Raw genomic sequence first — 20,685 nt, 5'->3', positions numbered from 1 at the left:
TCAGAGGTTCAGCAGCAGCTGCCTGGTCAGCAACGCGCCGTCATGTTCGAACTCGATCTGGGCGCGCAGTTCTCCCGCCAGGTCGGCAGGGAGTTGAAGTTGATAGCTGCCGGGGGAGGTTTCATCGAGGTTGAAGTTCTCCGCCTGCTCGGCATGCCGGGAGAGCCGCAGCAACCCTTTGGCGCCGGCGACCGGTCGGTTGTCCCCATCCCGCAGTTCCAGCCGCAGAAGGCGCGACTGCAGATTGGCCGAGACGGTCCAGCCGAGAGTTTTCGCGGCCCGTTTTTCAATCAGCGTGTGGTTGTACTTGAGCCCCTTGCTGTAGTAGTCACGGTCGCTGACCCTGGTCCCCAGGGTGACGGCACGCTGCCACGACCAGATGAGAAACAGGACGAAAACGGCAATCAGCAGGCAGATAAGCAAAGGTGCAATGCGGTTTCGGAAAGTGTTCATCATAGGCGTTATCCTAACAGACGCCCCGTTACGGGGGCGAAATTTCCGCCGCCGCTTGTGACAGGAGGCGGCCGGTATCGTCAAGCAGAAGAAATTCGATGGTCTGTCTGCCCGTCGGGACGCGGCTGACGACGACAAAGCTCACTTTCCGGTTGGCTCCCGGGGCCAGTTCGATGTTCCGTGTCTGGCCGCGTAATGGCAGTTTCGTCCCGTCGGTCGTGATTCGGGCCGCCAGATCATAGCTGGTGCGGGTTGCCCCGCGATTGCTGATCCAGGCGGTGAAGAAGGTTGCCAGCGATCCGTCTGCAAGCAGCCTGCTGCGGGCGGTATGGGAAACGGCAACCTTGAGCGTTGCTTCGGCACGCAGGATGACGGCTGTGGTCAAGGCCACCAGCAACAGGCAGAAAACCAGACCGAGCAGCAGGGTGCGGGGATTGAGCAGTGCCCGTATGCCCTGACCCTGTCGGCCGAAACTGTACCGGATCAGCCCGGGCTGCTGCCGTTTGTCCATCACCACCCGGCAGGCATCAAGGCAGCGCCCGCAGTTGATGCACTCGATCTGGTCGCCGCGACGGATATCGATCTCCATCGGGCAGGCACGCACGCAGGAGCCGCACTTGATGCAGCGGCTTTGCTCCGAGGCGGGCAGCTGCAGGGTCAGCGTGCCGGGATCGACCAGGGCCGTCTGGAATCGACCATAAGGACAGAACTCGCGGCACATCAGGCGCCTGACAAGGGCCAGGTCGATGTAGACAAGCGATGAAATCACGACCAGCGTACCCCATGCCGCGGTTGGGAGTTCCCGGTTGAGAGCCAGGGTGAAAAAGGTCTCCGGGGCGATGAAGTACCAGATCAGATTGGCTGCGACCAGCAACGCCAGCAGCAGATAACAGCAATGGGTGAGAATTTTTCGCCACCCGTCGCCCTGCAGGCGGTTCCTTTTGATTTTCAGCCCGAAGCGGCGGGCGATCCATTCGGCGGTGTCGCTCAGGGTTGTCTGCGGGCAGGCCCAGCCGCACCAGACGCGGCCGAAAACCAGCGTCATCAGGAGAAAACCAAGTCCGAAGGCAAGGGTGAAAAAGAGCATCAGGTAGAGTTCCTGAATGCGCAGGATCTGCCCGCAGAGGTGGAGGCTGCGCCGGCCGATGTCAATGCGCAGCAGGCCGTCGCCATTCCAGCTCCCGAAGGGGATCAGCAGAATGGAGAGCGTGGTCAGCCACTGAAAGCTGTTTCTCCAGCGGCCGAGTCTGCGGGGGCGGGAAGAACTCATGGAATGAACGCGGGGGTGACCTCGGTCACCCCCGCGATCCTGTTGTTCCTGGTCACTTCAATGAGAGAACAAAGCCGACGACGTTGGTCACATCTTCCGCCGAGAGCTGCGTGCCGAAAGCCGGCATGCCGTTGGGACGTCCTTTGGAAATCGTTTCGCGAACAGTCGCCGCATCGCGCCCGTAGCGATAGGTCGCGGCGGTCAGGTCGGGTCCGATTCCGCCTTCACCCTCCGGACCGTGGCACATGGCGCAGTTGCCGGTGAAGATTTTCTGCCCGGCTTCGATGCTGAATTGTCCCGGCCGGGTGGTCGAAGCTGAGGTGTCGGGCGCGGCCTTTGCCACCAGTTGCTGGTGCTCGGCCATTTTGGCCTGGAACTCGGCATCACTGCTCCAGCCGCTGAGCAGGAAGTAGGCGGCGAAAATCACGCCCCAGATAATCAGTCCGTAAAAAAGAATATAGAAATAGAGCGGCGGTCTCTGTTCGCGGTTTTCAACAATGCCGTCAGCGTGCTGCTCATCCTGATGATGGTCTGAAGTACTCATGGGTATCTTCCTTGTCAAGGTTCCAGGTCGCAGATTCAGGAATCGGTGTCAGTCGTCGTCAAGCATCCGGTATTTTGCCTCTTCGTTCTGTTCCCGGTTCTTGCGGCTGTAGGTGTAGCGGACAATCAGAACAAAGATGATGAACAGTCCGAACGTGACGCCAAGGTAAAGTATCGAGCCCCAATCCATCAGTGTTTCGCCTCATTCTTCAGGAAATTGACCATCTTCCACAACCGGTCAGACCCGATCGCCGAGAAAGGCGGCATGCCGTCCTCGGGGAAACCGTTGAAGAGGATCTGGTAAAGGTCGGCATCGGGCATGTCCAGGTCGGTCAGTTCAGGGCCGATTTCTCCCTGCAGTTTTTCGCCGTGGCAGGCGGCGCAGTGCTGCATGTAGAGTGCCTTGCCCGCGTCAAGCACGGTCAGGTCATCCTGGTAGGGGTTGTGCAGTTCTCCGACCACCAGAGTTTCCGCGGTCTTGCGCCAGGGAATGCCGGTGCCGAGTTTCTGCAGATAGGCGACGATGGCATCCATCTCGTTTTTACCCTTGAGGGCGTCGATCTCCGCCTGCTTATAGGGGAAGCCGAGAACATCCATCTTGTGGCGGATGCTCTGTGGATCAAGAAGATTGTTTTTCAGCCATCCATAGTCGGGCATGTTGCTGCGCGGCACCATTGCCCGTGGCGATTCCATGTGCTTGTAATGCCAGGCATCCGGGTATTTTCCGCCGATTCTGGCCAGGTCGGGACCGGTCCGCTTGGATCCCCAGAGGAAGGGACGGTCGTAGACGAATTCTCCCGACTTGGAGTAATCACCGTAGCGCAGCACTTCGGTCACCAGGGGACGGATGGTCTGGGTATGGCAGTTGTTGCAGCCTTCGCGGATGTAGATGTCCCGCCCTTCCTGTTCGAGCGGATTGTAGGGGGTGACGGTGGCGATCCGGTCGGCATCGGTGTTGACCCAGGCGAAGGGCAGAATCATGGTGACGATGGTGCCGACCATGATGGCCGCGGTTGCCAGGACCAGCAGCAGAACAGGTTTTCTCTCCCACATGATCAGGCCCTCCCTTCCACGGCTGCTCTTTCCGAAGCGGGAGATATTTCCCCCCTGCGGGTTGTCATCACCAGGTTGTAGATGAAGACGAGCACGCCGATCAGGAAAATGATGCCGCCGAATACCCGTGCCCACCAGTAGGGGTACATCTCGACCATGGTTTCCATGAAGGAGTAAGCCAGGCTGCCGTCGCTGTTGGTTGCCGTCCACATGCCGGCCTGCAGCACCCCGGCAATCCACAGGCTGATGGTCCAGATCAGCTGGCCGATCAGGATCAGCCAGAAATGCAGGTTGGCCAGCGGGACGCTGTAGAGTTCACGGCCGTAAACACGTGGCACCAGGTAGTAGATGCTGGCAAAGGCGATCATCGATACCCAGCCCATGGTTCCCATGTGGATGTGGGCCGGCACCCAGTCGGTGTAGTGGATGAACGCGGAGAAGGAACGGATCGCCTGCATCGGACCCTGCAGGGTCTGCAGCCCGTAGAAGGTGATGCCGATAATCAGGAACTTGACCAGGTAGTTCTCCCGCATCTGGTGCCATTGGCCCCGCATGGACAGGTAACCGTTGAAGACGCTGCCCCAGGAAGGAGCTATCAGCATCACCGAAAAGGCCATCGCCAGGGTTTGAATCCAGTCGGGGACGGGTGTCCAGAGCAGGTGATGGGCGCCGGTCCAGAGGTACATGAAGATCAGGCTCCAGAAGGCGATGATCGACATTCGATGGCTGTAGATGGGGACACCGGTACTTTTCGGCAGGACATAGTAGAACATGGCCAGTGGCGGCGCCGTCAGCACCATGGCGACCGCGTTGTGGCCGAACCACCAGTGGACGTTGGCGTCGTTGGTGCCGGCATAGGCCGAATAGGATTTGAACAGTGAGACCGGGACCTCAGCGCCATCAACGATATAAAGAATGGCCACCCCGACGATCGAGGCCATCATGTACCAGAGCGAAATGTACATCTGTTCTTCTCGACGCTTGATGATGGTCATGATGATGTTGATGGCGAACGCCACCCAGAGGATAACAACCATGATATCGACCGGCCATTCGAGTTCGTGGTACTCCTTGGACGTTGTGTACCCGAGCAGCAGGGTAATGGCGGCGGTGATGATGGTGGCGTTGAAAAACCACAGCTGAAAACGTGCCAGCTTGTCACTCCAGAGTCGGGTTTTGCAAAGTCGCTGGACCATGTAGAGGAACAGGGCGAATGTGGTTCCGACCGCCCAGCCGTAAATTCCGGCATTGGTATGCAGCGGCCTCAGGCGACCGAAAGTCAGGTAGGGGGGGAAGTTCAGAGCCGGTTCGACCATCTGCAGTGATACAATGACCCCGACCAGGATGGCCACCAGACCCCAGATAATGCCCCAGTTGATAAAGCTCCTGACAATGTCGGTATTGTAGTTCGGTTTTTCCATGGCAGCTCCCTCGGCGCGTCGAAAATAGATCAGCATTAAAACGTTGCAATTCTAATAAAGGGGGACTTAATGTCAAGCAACGCTAATTTATGACCAAAACGGTCACAATATAGGCAGGGTAAAGTGGTTTGTCAAGCTGTTTGTTTGCCGGCTTCAGGAAGGAATGTTGCCTCCGCTTGACAGCCGGCGGCCCCTGTCCTATTCTGCAATTTCTGGTGTATTCTTTTTTGATATCAGGAATTTAGATGAAAATGACAATCGGCCGAAAGCTGTTTCTCTACACCAGCTCGTTGCTGGTCGTGGTGCTGCTGGCCACCTTCCTGCTGCTGGAGCGCAACCAGTCGCGCCAATGGGAAGAATACCTGCAGGAACAGAGCTTTTCATTTGCCCGGTTCGCCACTCCCGAGGTTCTCAAGCTGTTTCGCGGCCAGTTTCAGGATGGTGACCGGCAGACAATTGAGCATATCGGCGAATTCCTTTCTTTCAACCAGGACCTGATCCGGTTCAGTCTCTACGCGCCCGGGGGGCGTATTCTCTTCCAGTCGCAGAGGTTTCCGGCGTTTAGGGATCTTGATATCCCGGATGACTGGCAGGCTCTCTCTCCTGAACGGCTGCAGCAGGGAGAACTCAGCAGCATGACCCGACGATTACCCGACGGCCGACGGGTTCTGGATTTGCTGGTTCCGGCCCATGGCCCGACCGGGGCGCGGATGCTGACCGCGCGCTACCTGGTCAGTTATGATCGGGTCGATCGTCGCCTGGTCGAAGCCCGCCAGCGGTTCGCGCTGATCGCCATCTGCGCGCTGGGAGTCTCTCTGCTGTTGGCGGCGGTCGCGGCGAGACGTTTCACCCGGCCGCTCAAGATTCTGACCGAAGGGGTCAGGGCGATCGGCGAAGGAGACCTGCAGACCCGGATTCCGATGGAGCGAAATGATGAGATCGGGGCCCTGGCGGCAGCGTTCAACCAGATGGTGGCCGGCCTCGCCGCCAGTCGCAGCGCCCTCACCGAGACCAATCGTCAGTTGCGTCGAGCCAACGATGAATTACGCGACATGCAGGAACAGTTGCTGCGTTCTGAACGCCTGGCAGCCATCGGCCAGCTCGCGGCGGGTGTTTCGCACGAGATCGACAACCCGGTCGGCATTATTCTCGGCTATGCGGAGCTGCTGTGCGAGGATCTTCCGGCGGACGACCCTCGTCGCGAAGATGTCCTGGCGATCATCGAGGAGTGCCGCCGCTGCCGTCGCATTACCGGCGGTCTGCTCGGTCTGGCCCGGACGGCACCGGATGAGGTTTTGCCGGTTGATCTGGCGGCCCTGGTTTCTTCAGTGCTGGAATCGCTGCAGCCACAGAAACTCTTCCGCCGGGTTGATCTGGAACTCCAGGCGGCTCCGCAACTGCCCGCTATCTCGGGAGATCCGGACCGGTTGCGGCAGGTCTTTGTCAACCTGCTGCTCAATGCCGCCCAGGCGATGGGGGGCTGCGGTCGGGTCGTAGTTACGCTGGGAATCGAAGAGGAAAGCCTCGTCGCTCGTGTTCACGACAATGGCCCCGGAGTGCCGCCCGGGATGGAAGAGAGTATTTTTCAGCCGTTTGTTACCACCAAGGGGTGCGAAGAGGGGACCGGGCTCGGGCTCTCTCTCTGTCGCAAGCTGATCGAAGATCAGGGGGGACGACTTGAACTGGCGGCGGCGGATGCGGGAGCCTGTTTCAAGCTGATTTTTCCGTTATATGGCCGGGACCGGCAATCGTCATCCGGAGACCGCCCCGGTGAGGAAAAAAACTTTGACAAGGCTTCGGCCGATTCTTTAGGATGAGATGGATTTTTCACGTGGTGGAATGATATGCAAAACGTATTGAATTTATTAGAAGATGACTTGCGGGGAGTTGAACGACAGTTCCGCGAGGACCTGGCTTCGGATGTCCCCCTGATCAGCAAGGTCGGTGAGTATGTCCTTGCCAGCGGCGGCAAGCGGGTGCGACCGATGATGCTGCTGCTGGCCGCCCGCCTTGCCGGCTACCGGGGGCAGAGTCATGTCGGTCTGGCCAGTGTCGTGGAATTCATTCATACCGCCACTCTGCTGCACGATGATGTCGTTGACGGTGCCAGCCTGCGTCGCGGCAATGCCTCGGCCAACTCGATATGGGGAAACGAGGCCTCGGTCCTGGTCGGTGACTTCCTGTTTGCCAAGTCCTTTTCCATCATGGTGCGGGACGGCAACCTGAAGATCCTCAAGGCTCTTTCCGACGCGACCACCCTGATGGCCGAGGGCGAAGTTCTGCAGCTCGTCTCGACCTGTGATCTTGACATGGACGAAGAGCGCTATATCAAGGTCGTGCGCAGCAAGACGGCGGTTCTGATGGCGGCCGCCTGCCAGTGTGGTGGTCTGCTGGCCGAGGTTGACGAGGAGCGCGAGTTGGCTTTGCGCGAGGTCGGCATGGAACTCGGCATCGCCTTTCAGTTCATGGATGATGCCCTCGATTATATTGCTGATCAGGAAGAGTTCGGCAAGGCCCGCGGTCAGGATCTGGCCGAAGGAAAGATGACCCTGCCGTTGATCGAGACGCTGCGCAACTGCCGTTCCGAAGAGCGGGAGCGGGTCGCCGCGATCATCGAGCAGGATGAGCTGGAAGAAGCTGACCTGGGGTATGTCATTGACCTGATCGACCGTTACGACGGTATCACCTATACCCGTTCGCGAGCCGCCGAACTGGTCGCGTCGGCCAAAAAGCGCCTGGATATTTTCCCCCCCAGCCCGGATCGTGATGCGCTCTGCAGCCTGGCCGATTACGTGGTCGGCCGCAGCATGTAGCGATTGGGAAAGGCAAGCAAAGAATCGGTAATCAGTTGGCAGTTGGCAACCGATAGCTGATAGCTGATAGCTGATAGCTGACAACTGACAATTCTTGCTTTTCAGCTTTCAGTTCCCGCCGGCCGGGCATTTGCGCTATAATCGGCCGCATGCTGCGTCTCAATCTTCACCGCAAAGTTCTCTATGCCTTCTGGGCGCTCTCGATCATTCCCCTGGTTCTGCTGGCGATCAATTCCAGTCAAAATCTGCGTTCGGTGGAAAAACTGCTGCTCGACAGCGCCACTCGCGCCCTTGACGAGCAGGCGTCCGAGGCCCTGGAGGTGCGGGCCGAACTGGTGGCACGGGAGGTGGGAGATTTTCTCCGTTCGGTCGAGGAGGACCTGCACGCCCTGGCCCTGTTGCCGCCCGATTCGCAGGGCTACCTTGAATTCGCCGCGACGCATCGGAAACAGGTCTGGTACCGGCAGCTTGAAGACGGGAAACCGCGTGAAATCCGCCGCGATATTCCCCTCTACAGCGAGCTGGCCTTCATCGCTCCGTCCGGCCGGGAGACGGTGCGTGTCGTCGACGGCAGAATTTCTCACGATTATCGCAATGTGGCCGACCCGGCGGAAACGACCTACAAGAGCGAAACCTATTTCCTCGTCGCCCGCAATCTCCCCCCCGGGGAGATCTATGTTTCCCATGTGACCGGCTGGCATGTCAGCAAGGACGAACAGCTGGCGGGTGCGTCTTCTCTGGAGGAGGCTGTCGGCGGCAGGACATATCGCGGGCTGGTGCGGTTTGCGACTCCGGTCTACACCGAGGACGGGACTCTTAAGGGGGTGGTTGTTCTTTCCCTCGATCATCGTCACCTGATGGAGTTCACCCAGCATATCACCCCGACCCGTGAGCGGTATGTGGTCTATCCCTCCTACAAGAGCGGCAACTACGCTTTCATGTTCGATGATGAAGGCTGGATTATCACTCACCCGAAATACTGGGATATCCGTGGACTCGATGCCGAGGGACGGCTGGTTCCACCCTATACCGAACAGTCGTCTCCCGAGGCGGTGCGCCGGGGAGTGATCCCCTATAACCTGCTCAACGCGGCCTTTATTCACAAGAATTACCCGGTTGTGGCCCAGGATGTGCTGGCCGGCCGTTCGGGCGTGGTCGATGTCACCAATGTTGGCGGAGCCCGCAAGATCATGGCCTACGCACCGATCTTTTATCGTGGCGGGGGATATGCCGAACGGGGCATTTTCGGTGGCGTGACCATCGGTGCCGAGTTGAAGAACTTCCACCGCCCGGCACTGGAAACCGCCGCCCTGATCAAGCGTCAGTTCACCACCTTCATCACCCAGAGCTGGTTTCTCATCAGCCTGACCGGGATGCTGGTCTTTTTTGCTTCCTACCGTCTTTCGCGAGGGATTGCCGGGCCGCTGCAGGAGCTTATTGTCGGGACCCGGGAAATGGCGCGCGGCAACCTGGCGACCAATGTCGACGTCTCATCCAGCGACGAGGTCGGCCAGCTGGCCCGTTCCTTCAATACCATGGCTCACGAACTGCGCCTGCGTCGCGAACGGCTGATGCGTTCCCTGGAAGATCTGCGGCGGTCGCGAAAGGAAATCCTGCGGGAGAGAAATTTCAAGGAGACGGTTTTTGAAAATATCGAAACCGGCATCCTCACTCTCAACCCGGAAGGACTGGTGACATCGGTCAATGGCCCGGCACAGCGCAGCCTGCAGCTGCCCCCCTGGCAGAAACCGGCCCCCTGGCGCAAGCTTCTGACCGACTGGCCGGAGATGGTTGACGCCCTGGAGGAAGGATTGAGTGTCGGTGTGTCCGGGCGCTGGAACAAGTACCTGACGATCGAACGTGAGGGGCGTCCGCTGACCTTTCGCCTGGCGCTGCTGCCGCTTGGCGCCCGCAATCTTTCCGGCCAGATTCTCACCATCGAGGATCTGACCGAACGGGTCCAGATGCGCCAGCGGATGGAGCGGATGGGGCGCCTGGCCTCTCTTGGCCGTCTTTCGGCCGGGATTGCCCATGAGGTGCGCAACCCGCTGACCGGAATCAGTCTGCTGCTTGACGAACTGCATGACCGGATGCTTGATCAGCCGGACGACCAGCAGCTGATCCGACGGGCGCTGGAAGAAATCGAGCGACTTGAAGCCCTGGTCGGCGAATTGCTGAATTTCGCCTCGGTACCGAAAACAGAGAAGGTTGTCGGTGATGTTGTCGATACCGTTCGTGATACCCTGTTTCTGGTCAGCAAGCCGTTGCAGCAGCAGCGGATCAGGCTTGAACAGAAATTTTCTGATGATCTGCCCCGTATCGCCTTTGACAGCAACAAGCTGAAGCAGGCCCTGCTCAATCTGCTGGCCAACGCCATGGATGCCATGCCCGAAGGGGGCCGGCTGGACGTGTCCGTCGAGCCCGAGGGGGACGGGGTGGCGATCGTTATTCAGGATACCGGTACCGGCATGTCGGCCGAGCAGCTGGAACTGATTTTTGAACCCTTCTATACCAGCAAAGGGGAGGGGACCGGGCTCGGCCTGGCCATCACCCACAACATCATTTCCGAGCATGGCGGTCGGATCGATGCCGACAGTACCCCGGGAGCAGGGAGCTGTTTCCGTATCTGGTTGCCGGCAGGTGGCCAATAACCACCATATTTCTCGGTTAGGCCGAGCTTTATTTCTCCTGCGTGGCGAAAATCCACCTTTTATCATTGCCTTCTTTCCCTTCGTCAATCTAGAATGATCCCGCCGGATTTCAATCGACGATCCTGAATCAGTGCCATTTCTGCCGGCATGAACCTGCTGATTCAGGCCTCTCCCTCATGGTGGTTCTGATGGAAAAAATCCTGATTGTCGATGATGAAGCCTTTATTCGGGAAAACCTGGAACGAATTCTGGCTGAAGACGGATATCGTACTTTTTCCGCCGCCAATGGTGATGATGCCATCAGCATGGTTTCGGCCGAAGAGGTTGACCTGGTGTTGCTCGATCTCAATCTCGGCAACCGCAGCGGGCTTGACGTGCTGCGTGAGCTGCACCAGATTGACCCGCAGCTGCTGGTGATCATCATCACCGGTTACGGCACGGTTGAGAGTGCTGATGAAGCCCTGAAACTCGGCGCCTACGACTACATCAAGAAGCCTTTCAAGGCTGACGCCATCCATCTCATCGTCCGTCTCGCCCTGGAAACCCAGAACCTGCGGCGCGAGGTTCGTCAGCTGCGTCGCGGCGGCGGCAAGGATATGCTCGACAGTGCCGACATGGTCGGTTCCAGCGAACAGCTGCTGCAGGTCTACCGCCAGGTGCGGGAAGTCGCCAAGCATGAAACGGCGATGGTGCTGATCACCGGTGAGAGCGGGGTCGGCAAAGAGCTGGTGGCGCGGGCGATTCACAACCTCTCCCCGCGGCGTGATCGCCCCTTTGTGGAAATCAACTGCGGTTCGCTGCCCTTCAACCTCCTTGAAACGGAACTTTTCGGCCACGAACGGGGCGCCTTTACCGATGCCAAGACCCGTAAGCTCGGCCTCTTCGAAGAGGCCAACGGCGGCACCATCTTCCTTGATGAAATCGGTGAGATGGATATGAACCTGCAGGTCAAGCTGCTGCGGGTGCTTGAGGACCGCAAGATCCGCCGCCTCGGCGGCAACCGCAATATCGATATCGATGTACGGGTGGTGGCGGCGACCAACCGCAATCTCAAGCAGGCGATCGACGATAAGGCCTTCCGCGAGGATCTCTATTACCGGCTCAATGTCTTTCCCATCACCATTCCGCCGTTGCGCGAGCGTCGGGAAGATATCCCGCAACTGCTCGACTACTTTCTCAAGCGGTTCGCCCGCGCCTTCAACAAGCGGATGCGCGAGGTTTCCCGCGAGGCCCTTGACCTGCTGATGCGTTATCATTGGCCGGGCAATGTGCGCGAGTTGAAGAACGTGGTCGAGCGGATCTGTATCATGCATAACGTCGAGGTCATCAAGCCCGACCATCTGCCGTCGGAAATCTGGGGGGACGCTCCGCGCGCCGAATCGCCGTTCTCTTTTGAAATCCCGCCGGAAGGGATCATGCTGGAAGAGATGATCTGCCAGATCGAGAAAGAGTTGATCGGCAATGCCATCGGCATCACCGGCGGCAACGTCGCCAAGACCGCGCGCCTGCTCAATGTGCCGCGCGGCACTCTGCGCTACAAACTGGAAAAATATGGTCTGACCGGGGAGGACGACTGAAAAATGGTGGAAAATGGCCAGTGACTCTCTGGCCGGACGAGTAAAATTATGAAAAAGCGGCCGATTTCGGCCGCTTTTTTTGTCTCTTTTCATCCTGTGAATTTCTGTCTGCTTCCCTGCCGGTTCCGCAACATCTCTTTAACTGTGTGAATTTTAAGGGTGAATTCTCTGTTCCTTAATTTCTCTGAAATGATCTTCACGATTTTGGCACCAGCTTTGCTCACAGGGGGCAGCTGTTTGTCCATTTTTATTTTGCGCGATGTTCAAGGAAGGAGAGTTCAACCATGATCACGACAGTATGGAATCGACTATGGGATTGGCATGCTGAGACCAAGGCTCTGGTCCTGTTCAGGCCCATGGGGTTATTGGAGAAACTGCAGAGGGAGCGGCCGGACCAGTCCAGTATGGTCTCGCGGGAGGATGAGATCGATCTCGCCGACGAGCTTGAAGAAGCCCCGGCTGAGCATCGCCGGCTCAGGACCGATCCGGGCGGAGTCCACGAAGAGGAGCCGCCCGCGTTCTCGACCCGGCAAAAAATCGGCCTGTTGCTGGGGCCGCTCCTGTTCGTGCTGATGCTGCTGGTGCCGACCCCGCCCGGCATGGAGCCCGCCGCCCAGAAGATGGCTGCGGTGGCACTGCTGATGGCTACCTGGTGGATGTGCGAGTCGATCCCGATCCCGGCGACCAGCCTGTTGCCGATCGCACTCTTTCCGCTGCTCGGTATCATGCACACCAAGAAAGCGACCGCGCCCTACGCCAGCCACCTGATTTTCCTCTTCATGGGCGGTTTCATCATTGCCCTGGCAATGCAACGCTGGAACCTGCATCGGCGCATCGCCATGAACATCGTCAAGGCGGTGGGTTTCTCTCCCGGTCGGTTGATCTTCGGTTTCATGGCGTCGACCGCCGTCCTCTCAGCCTTCGTTTCCAACACCGCGACCACGGTCATGATGATGCCGATCGGTCTGGCGATCATCCAGCACGTTGTCACCGAGGGGAAGAAAGAAGGCCTTGACCGTGAAATCAACTTCTCTCCGGAGCAGTTCGCCTTCGGCCTCAATCTGATGCTCGGCATTGCCTATGCCGCTTCCATCGGTGGTATCGCCACCCTGATCGGAACCCCGCCGAACACCGTGCTGGCCGGCTACCTGCAGAAGGCCTACGGTTACGAGATCACCTTTGCCGGTTGGATGAAGATCGGTATTCCGCTGGTTGTCGTGATGCTGCCTGCCTGCTGGTTCTGGCTTACCAGGATCGCCAACCCGATGAAGCTGAAACGGGTTCCCGGCGGCCGTGACCTGATTGACGCCGAACTTCAGGAAATGGGCACCATGTCGGCCGGCGAGCGCTAGACCGCGCTGGTCTTCCTGCTTACCGCCCTTGGCTGGATCTTCCGCAAGCAGCTCGGTTTCCTATTTCCCGAGCCGAAATTGATTACGGATGCCGCCATCGCCATGATTGGCGCCATCTCTCTGTTTCTGATTCCGATCAACTTCAAGCGCAACGAGTTCGTTATGAACTGGCACTGGGCGACCAAGATGCCCTGGGGCGTACTGCTGCTGTTCGGTGGCGGACTCGCGATGGCTTCCGGATTCAAGGCGACCAAACTGGCCGATTGGATCGGCAGCCAGGTCGGTCTTCTTGAGGGAGCCCCGGTATTGGTGCTGGTGGTTGCTACTGCGACCCTGATCATCTTTCTCACCGAACTGACCTCGAACACCGCGACCACCGCCATGGTTCTGCCGATCCTCTCGGCTGTGGCCGTCGGCCTCGGTCAGAATCCGCTGCTGCTGGTGGTTCCGGCGGCCATCGCCGCGTCCTGTGCCTTCATGCTGCCGGTTGCCACGCCTCCCAACGCTATCGTTTTCGGTTCGGGCTACGTGAGCATCCCGAAGATGGCCCGCAGCGGCTTCGGCCTCAACATTATCGGCATCATTGTTACCGTGGTGGTGACCTACGTGCTGGTGATTCCCGGTTTCGACGTGGTGATCGACCAGTTGCCGGCCTGGGCGCAGGCGGTGGTCAGGTAAATAGGGTCTTTAAAGCTTTTTGCCCATATTCCCCGTGGGCATTTCGGGCTTTGGGTGCAATCCTCCTCCGCACCCAAAGCCCTTTTTTTGTGTGATAGTGTGTGAAAACCTAAATTTCGAAGAATTTGAATATCTCTTTGCGTCTACAATCTTGTTTCCATCCACCTTGAGATGTTAATTAAAGGGCACCCCGTTCCTGCTTCCGGAGTTCGCATGCCCGACTTCATCCGCCGTCGTATCGAGATCGAAGGAATTGTCCAGGGGGTCGGTTTCCGGCCCTTTGTCTACCAGTGCGCGATGCGTCATGGGATCGCCGGGTGGGTGCTGAACGACTCGCGGGGGGTGACCATCGAGGCCGAGGGCGAGCGGGAGCGGGTCGAGGCTTTCTGTGCCGAGGTGCGCGGCAACTATCCGCCGCTGGCGACCATCAGCCGGTTTGCGCAGCGGGATATCGACCCCGGTGGTGAGACGGAGTTCGTTATCCGGGCGTCTGCGGATGCGGCGGAGTCCCGGGCGCAGATCTCGCCCGACACCTTCGTCTGTGCCGACTGTCTGGCGGAGATGCGTAATCCCGACGACCGACGCTACCGCTATCCCTTCATCAACTGCACCAACTGCGGACCGCGTTATTCCATCGTCACCGGTATTCCTTATGACCGGCCGCTGACCACCATGGTCGATTTTCCCATGTGTCCGGCCTGTCGGGCCGAATACGAGGATCCATCTTCGCGCCGCTTTCACGCTCAGCCGAACGCCTGCCCCGAGTGTGGTCCGCGTCTCAGTCTGGTCGATGCCGCGGGAGAGTCTGTTGACGGTGAGCCGCTGGCGCGGGCCGTTTCCCTGCTCAAAGAGGGCAGGATTGTCGCCGTCAAGGGGCTCGGCGGCTGCCACCTGGCGGTTGATGCCGGCAACGGGGAGGCGGTTGCCGAACTGAGACGACGCAAGATCCGCGATGAGAAACCCTTTGCCCTGATGTGCGCCGACCTGGACCGGGTTCGCGGCATCGCCCGTGTCGGCGAAAAAGAACGGCGCCTGCTGGAAGGTCCGGAGCGGCCGATCGTATTGCTGGAAAAAAGGCTGCCGAACGGCATCGCGGAAGAGGTCGCACCACGGAATCGTTATTTCGGAGTGATGCTCGCTTACACGCCGCTTCATTATCTGTTGCTTGAAGCTTTCGAGTCCCTGGTGATGACCAGCGCCAATCTCTCCGATGAGCCGATCTGTTATCGCAACGAGGATATCTGCGGACAGCTGGCTGAGATCGCCGATGTTTTCCTGCTGCATAATCGGCGCATACAGAACCGCTGCGATGATTCCATCGCCCGGGTGATGGCTGATGAAGCCCTGCTGATTCGTCGGGCACGTGGTTATGTGCCGCGTTCGCTGCCGCTTGGACGCGCAACCGTGCCGATTCTGGCGGTCGGGGCGGAGCTGAAAAATACCTTCTGCCTGACTCGCGCTGACCGCGCCTACCTCGGTCCGCACATCGGTGATTTAAAAAAACTTGCGGTTGCTGATGCGCTGCGGGATGGCGTGGCTCATTTTCAGCGGCTGCTGGAGGTCGAACCCGCGGTCATCGCCCATGACCTGCATCCCGATTATGTCTCGACCCGCTTCGCCGAGAGCTTCCCGGACCTGCCGCGGGTCGCAGTTCAGCACCACCATGCCCATCTGGCCAGCTGCCTGGCTGAAAATCATCTTTCCGGACCGGCTATCGGGGTGATTTTCGACGGTATCGGTCTCGGCAGCGACGGGACCGTCTGGGGGGGGGAGTTCCTGGTCGGCGACGCCAACGGCTTCGAGCGCTCAGGGCATCTGCGGACCATGCGGATGCCGGGTGGTGATGCCGCCACCCGGGAACCCTGGCGCATGGCCCTGTCCTGTCTCTGGGACGCCGGGATCGATGTTGCCGGGATTAATTGGCTTGGACACCTGCCCGCAGCGGATGTCAAACTGCTGCGGCAGATGTGGCAGCGGGGCATCAACGCGCCGGTCACCAGCAGCTGCGGTCGGCTGTTCGATGCTGTCGCCGCCCTCTGCGGGCTGCGTCTCAACGTCAGTTACGAGGGGCAGGCGGCCCTGGAACTGGAGATGGCGATTACGCCGGGAGCCGCGGAGCCTTACCCCTGCCCGGTGGTTGCCGATGAGGAGACGCTGCTGCTCGATTGGCAGCCGATGCTGGTCGCCATCCTGGAGGATCTGGCAGACCAGGTGCCGGTCGGCGTCATCAGTCGTCGTTTCCATGACGGCCTGGCCCATGGGGTTCTCGAGGTCTGCCGGTTGCTGCGGAAGCGGACCGGGCTGGACCTCGTGGTTCTTTCCGGCGGGGTTTTTCAGAATCGCTACCTGACCGAGGCGGTCTCTGATCTGCTGGTCGCCGAGGGCTTCAACCTCCACCGCCATTCCCTGGTTCCCCCCAATGACGGCGGTCTCGCTCTCGGCCAGGCGGTTATCGCCGCGGCCGGGCTTTGATCAATCCAGGTATTCCTGTTAAGAATTCAATATCTCCGGTCGAAGAGAAGCCTGTACGTACTGCGCATGTCTTGGTGCTGAATGTTGTATTTATGCCGAGGACTATCATGACCAACGTCTATATCGCCCGTCAGCCGATTTACAACCGTCGTCTTCAGGTTGAAGGCTACGAGCTGCTGTTTCGTTCCGGTGAGGAAAACCGTGCCGATGTTCATGATCGTGACCGGGCGACATCGACGGTGCTGCGCAACGCCTTCATGGAAATCGGTCTCGGTCACCTGGTCGGGGAAAAACCGGCTTTTATCAACTTCACCCGCAACCTGCTGCTTGATCGGGAATCCTTTCCCTATCCTTACGAGAAGGTTGTTCTTGAGCTTCCCGCCTATCTTGAACCTGATGCAGAAGTTGTCGCCGCTGTCGCCGATCTGCGCAGACGCGGCTGCCGTTTTGCCCTCGACAACTTCGGTTTCTCTGATCCGCGTGTACCGCTTGTCGACCTGGTCGACTACATCAAGTTGAATCTGCAGGAACTGGGACTGGAGAAGATCCCTGAGTTGATGGGCCATCTCGGCGGGTGTGAGGCGAAGCTGTTGGCCCACTGCGTTGAATCCCAGCAGGAGTATGTTGCCTGCCGGGAGCTCGGCATCGATCATTTCCAGGGATTCTTCTTCTGTCGGCCGGAAATCGTCAAGGGGCGCAGGCTGCCGGCCAGCAGGCTCTCGACCATCCGCCTGCTGTCGCAACTGCAGTCTCCGGATGTCACCATCGAAGAACTGGAAAAAATCATTGCCCAGGATGTATCTCTGAGCTATCGGCTGTTGCGTTATCTCAATTCGGTTCAGTTCGGACTGGTCAGTAAAATTGATTCGATCCGTCATGCCGTCAGTTATCTCGGCCTGGACAACCTGCGGGTCTGGGCAAGCGTGATCCTGCTGGCGCGCATCGATGAAAAACCGGTCGAACTGCTGAAAACGTCGCTGGTGCGCGGCAAGATGTGTGAGCTGCTGGGACGTGAGAGTGGAGAGTCGGATCACGGCATGTTTTTCATGGTCGGACTGTTCTCAACTCTGGAGGCGCTGCTTGATCTGCCGATTGGTGACATCCTGCAGGATCTTCCCCTGGCCGAGGGGATCAAGCTGGCGCTGCTCGGTTACGCCGGCAGCCCGGGCGAGGCGCTGGCCTGCGTGCTGGCCTATGAACGGGGTGAGTGGGATGCGGTCGACGATGCCCCTTATCCGGGTGACACGGTGTCCCAGGCCTACCTGAGGGCGATTGCCTGGGCCGAGGAAACCATCGGCGAAGTGGCCGGGTAAGTTTTTTCCGAAAGTTCAAGCGTTCAGTCTCCTGGTACCCTGTACCCCATAAAACTTCGTAAGATTGCGCCGGGATTTGGCGAGCCGGCAAGGCGTACTTTCAGTTGCATAGCCGTAGCTATGTAACTGTAAAACTAGTCCTCCGGAATCTCCCGTACCGGCAGCCCGAGACTTCCCGGTTTGCCGTCGAAGTCTTTCACATTGCCCACCAGCACCAGTTGCTGTTTGTCGGGATGCAGGTAACGGCGGGCTACGCGTTTGACATCCTTGACAGTGACGGCGGCGATTCGATCCCGGTAGCCGGCCAGGTAGTCGGACGGGTAACCGTAGAAGTCAAGCCGCATCTGTTGTGCCACCACGTCATGAATGTCTTCAAAGGCGAAGACGAAAGAATTGATCAGGCTCTCCTTGGCCAGTCGCAATTCCTCGGCGCTGACCTCTTTTTCCCGCATCAGCCGCATCTGCTCCCGCATCAGTCTGATCACCTGCATGGTGGTGCCGCTCTTGGTTTCGCAGCCGGCAATGAACTGGCCGGGTAGCAGCCTGCCGATCTGGAAATAGGAATAGACCGAGTAGGCCAGCCCGCGGTTGGAGCGTACCTCGCGCATCAACCGGCTGTTGAAGCCGCCGCCGCCGAGAATATAGTTCATGACCCGCACCGCATAGAGATCCGGGTTGTCCTTGTCGATGCCGAGTTCACCGAACAGGATGGTGGTCTGCGGAATCGGTTTGTCCGCCAGCCAGAGTGCCGCTTCCGGTTTTGCAGTGACCGGGGGAACGGGACGCCGGGCGGCGTCACCGTTCCAGTCGCCGAACAGTTGTCGCAGATCCGCCAGCAGTTGCTCGCGATCGAAATCCCCGGTGATCCCCAGCCAGAGACCCTGCGGATGGGCGAAACGGCGATGGAAGGCGAGCAGGTCCTCCCGGCTGATGGCCGACAGGCTGGCCCTGGTTTCGACCCGGCCGAGGGGGTGTCCCGGATAGAGCGCCTGTCTCAGGGTCCGACGGGCGATCGAGCCGGGGTTGTCATTGCGCCGCCGGATAGCTTCCAGGGCCTGGCGGCGGGCCAGTTCGAGCCGTTGCGGGTCGAACCGGGGATGGCGCAGCATGTCGCTCAGCGCCTGCAATCCGACCATCAGGTCCTTGCTCTGCAGCGACAGGCCGAGGTTGAGCGTGTAGCTTCCCGAGGAGGTGGAGAGGTCGATGGCCCGTTCGGCCAGCAGTTCATCAAAAGCATCGGGGGAATAATCGCCGGCGCCACCGCTGCGCAACACGGTGGCATAGAGGTCTGCCAGACCGGTTTTGCCTTCCGGGTCGGCAATCGATCCGGCCGGCAGCATGGCGCTGACTTCGACCAGCGGCAGCTCGTGATCTTCCTGCAGGTAGAGTCGTATGCCATTGGGCAGATCGAGTCGTTCGACCGCGGGCACCCGGAAAGTGAGCGGCGGGTAATGGAGCTGTTCGGGACGCGGGTTGCGAGGGGCCGGGGGTTGGCAGGCAACCAGCAACAGGCAGGCGATGGGAAGCAGATAACGAAGCCGGTTCATGGTTGCGTTTCCTCCTTGCTGAGGGTGACGACAGTGCGATTATCCGCCGTCAGATAAGTTTTTGCGACCTGCATGATTTCACTGGCGGTGATGCTGGAAATAACCTGCTGATAACGGGCCAGGTAGCGCCAGTCGTGGGCGACGGTCTGGAAATAGGTCAGAGACCGGGCCAGGCCGTTGTTGGACTGCATCCCCTGCAGGTGGTCGACTTTCAGTCGATTGCGTGCCTTGGCCAACTCGGTTTCACTGACCGGTTCCCGGGCGAGACGTTCCAGTTCCGTGTAGATGGCCTGTTCAACCTCCTTCAGGGTGTGGGGATAGCGCGGTGCGGCGCTGATGACGAACAGGTTGGCATAGCGCGCTCCGGGGGCGCCGTAGGTCGAAATACTGGTTGCCAGCTGCTGCTTCTGGACCAGCGACTTGTAGAGGCGCGAGGTGGGGCCGCCGCTGAGGATCAGGTCGATCAGGTCGAAGACATAGTCTTCGCGCGCCGGCATGGTCGGTTTATGGTAGGCGATGGCCATCTGCGGTTGGGCGTCAAAGTCGATATGGATCCGCTTCTCCCCTTTTTGCGGTGGTTCCACCACCGCCAGGGGGGGGACCGGTGTTCCCGGCGGGATGTCGCCGAAATAACGTTCAACCATGGCCACGGCCCGGTCAAAGTCAATATCCCCGACCAGGGCGATAACGGTATTGATCGGCGCATAGTAGCGACGATGAAACTCCCTGGTCTCGGCCAGCGTCAGGTTGGCGATATCCGTGTGCCAGCCGATGATCGGGTTGCGGTAGGGGTGTACGGTGTAGGCGTTGGCGATCAGGGTTTCGTAAAGCATGCCGCCGGGATTGCTTTCATAGGAACGCCGCCGTTCTTCCTGGATGACATCCCGTTCGGTATAGAATTCCCGCAGCACGGCATTTTTCATCCGGTCCGATTCAATCAGTGCCCAGAGTTCAAGCTTGTTGCTCGGCAGGGAGATGAGGTAGGTGGTGGAATCCTTGGTGGTGAAGGCGTTGTAGCCGGTGCCGCCATTTTCAGCGTAGATACGTGAGAACTCGTCCTTGACCACGAACCGGCGGTGTTGTTTCTGCAACTCGGCGAGTTGTTCGCGCAGGGCCTTCAACCGTTTCCGGTCAGCGCCGGGATCATTTTTCATTCGGTCAATTTCCCCCCCAACCTCGGTGATCTTGTCCAGCAGCGGTTTCTCGGCGGCATAGTCGGTGGTGCCCAGGGTCTTGGTGCCTTTGAAGAGCATGTGTTCAAGCAGGTGAGCCACTCCGCGGGTTTCGCTGTTTTCATCCACCGCCCCGACACCGATGGTCAGGTAGGCGGCAAAGGTTGGTGATGCGTGACGTTCGACAACCAGCAGTCGCAGACCGTTGGCAAATTGATGTTCACGAACCTTGTCTTCAAGGGTGGCAGCCCGGCTCGGGCTGCAGAGAAACAGGATGAAAAAGGCGGTGGAGAGCCGCAACAGGGTTGAACGCAGCATGGGTCTGTTCTCCAGTATGTTGGTGTGGGTGGGATTTCGGGCCAGTATATAG

Annotated in this window: 14 protein-coding genes and 1 pseudogene; 7 read left to right on the top strand and 8 right to left on the bottom strand. The window is 59.2% G+C overall.

Annotated features, from left to right (window positions below):
* Genes B5V00_RS02050 through B5V00_RS02025 form a run of 6 tightly spaced genes read right to left on the bottom strand, consistent with a single transcriptional unit; the run spans position 1 to position 4,740 of the window.
* Positions 1-456, bottom strand: coding sequence for a FixH family protein (locus tag B5V00_RS02050; RefSeq protein WP_085009025.1), 456 nt, complete (start codon positions 454-456; stop codon positions 1-3).
* A gap of 25 nt (positions 457-481) precedes the next feature.
* Positions 482-1,723 (bottom strand): 4Fe-4S dicluster domain-containing protein, encoded by a 1,242-nt coding sequence (locus B5V00_RS02045; RefSeq protein WP_085009023.1) that lies wholly within the window; start codon positions 1,721-1,723, stop codon positions 482-484.
* 52 nt (positions 1,724-1,775) lie between these two features.
* Positions 1,776-2,267 (bottom strand): c-type cytochrome, encoded by a 492-nt coding sequence (locus tag B5V00_RS17090; RefSeq protein WP_172399582.1) that lies wholly within the window; start codon positions 2,265-2,267, stop codon positions 1,776-1,778.
* Between the two features lie 48 nt (positions 2,268-2,315).
* Positions 2,316-2,456 carry a cbb3-type cytochrome oxidase subunit 3 gene (locus tag B5V00_RS02035; protein ID WP_085009021.1) on the bottom strand — a complete coding sequence of 47 codons (141 nt, stop codon included), beginning with the start codon at positions 2,454-2,456 and terminating at the stop codon, positions 2,316-2,318.
* Positions 2,456-3,319 (bottom strand): cytochrome-c oxidase, cbb3-type subunit II, encoded by an 864-nt coding sequence (gene ccoO, locus B5V00_RS02030; protein WP_085009019.1) that lies wholly within the window; start codon positions 3,317-3,319, stop codon positions 2,456-2,458. Before ccoO ends, B5V00_RS02035 begins: the two co-directional genes overlap by 1 nt.
* 2 nt (positions 3,320-3,321) lie before the next feature.
* Positions 3,322-4,740, bottom strand: coding sequence for a cbb3-type cytochrome c oxidase subunit I (locus B5V00_RS02025; protein WP_085009017.1), 1,419 nt, complete (start codon positions 4,738-4,740; stop codon positions 3,322-3,324).
* A gap of 245 nt (positions 4,741-4,985) precedes the next feature.
* On the opposite strand from B5V00_RS02025, the gene B5V00_RS02020 reads away from it, so the two are divergent.
* From B5V00_RS02020 to B5V00_RS01990, 7 genes and pseudogenes are all read left to right on the top strand, one after another.
* Positions 4,986-6,557 (top strand): sensor histidine kinase, encoded by a 1,572-nt coding sequence (locus B5V00_RS02020; protein ID WP_085009015.1) that lies wholly within the window; start codon positions 4,986-4,988, stop codon positions 6,555-6,557.
* Positions 6,558-6,584: 27 nt separating this feature from the next.
* Positions 6,585-7,553, top strand: a complete 969-nt coding sequence (locus tag B5V00_RS02015) for a polyprenyl synthetase family protein (RefSeq protein ID WP_085009013.1) — start codon at positions 6,585-6,587, stop codon at positions 7,551-7,553.
* A gap of 149 nt (positions 7,554-7,702) precedes the next feature.
* Positions 7,703-10,204 carry an ATP-binding protein gene (locus B5V00_RS02010; RefSeq protein ID WP_085009011.1) on the top strand — a complete coding sequence of 834 codons (2,502 nt, stop codon included), beginning with the start codon at positions 7,703-7,705 and terminating at the stop codon, positions 10,202-10,204.
* A gap of 188 nt (positions 10,205-10,392) precedes the next feature.
* Positions 10,393-11,781 carry a sigma-54-dependent transcriptional regulator gene (locus tag B5V00_RS02005; RefSeq protein ID WP_085009360.1) on the top strand — a complete coding sequence of 463 codons (1,389 nt, stop codon included), beginning with the start codon at positions 10,393-10,395 and terminating at the stop codon, positions 11,779-11,781.
* Positions 11,782-12,065: 284 nt separating this feature from the next.
* Positions 12,066-13,811, top strand: a pseudogene (locus tag B5V00_RS02000) (SLC13 family permease).
* 213 nt (positions 13,812-14,024) lie between these two features.
* The gene (gene hypF / locus B5V00_RS01995) at positions 14,025-16,283 is read left to right on the top strand and encodes a carbamoyltransferase HypF (protein WP_085009009.1); all 2,259 of its coding nucleotides are present in this window, start codon (positions 14,025-14,027) and stop codon (positions 16,281-16,283) included.
* 107 nt (positions 16,284-16,390) lie between these two features.
* Positions 16,391-17,596 carry an EAL and HDOD domain-containing protein gene (locus B5V00_RS01990; RefSeq protein WP_172399581.1) on the top strand — a complete coding sequence of 402 codons (1,206 nt, stop codon included), beginning with the start codon at positions 16,391-16,393 and terminating at the stop codon, positions 17,594-17,596.
* A 134-nt stretch (positions 17,597-17,730) separates the two neighbouring features.
* Here B5V00_RS01990 and B5V00_RS01985 read toward each other — a convergent pair whose 3' ends face one another.
* The gene (locus tag B5V00_RS01985; protein ID WP_085009005.1) at positions 17,731-19,143 is read right to left on the bottom strand and encodes a M16 family metallopeptidase; all 1,413 of its coding nucleotides are present in this window, start codon (positions 19,141-19,143) and stop codon (positions 17,731-17,733) included.
* A complete protein-coding gene (locus B5V00_RS01980; RefSeq protein WP_085009003.1) occupies positions 19,140-20,633 on the bottom strand; it encodes a M16 family metallopeptidase in 1,494 nt (497 codons plus the stop codon). Before B5V00_RS01980 ends, B5V00_RS01985 begins: the two co-directional genes overlap by 4 nt.
* Positions 20,634-20,685: the final 52 nt, after the last annotated feature.

Origin of the sequence: Geothermobacter hydrogeniphilus (genome assembly GCF_002093115.1) — a bacterium.
Lineage (GTDB): Bacteria > Desulfobacterota > Desulfuromonadia > Desulfuromonadales > Geothermobacteraceae > Geothermobacter_A > Geothermobacter_A hydrogeniphilus.
This window is presented reverse-complemented; position numbering and strand designations above follow the sequence as displayed.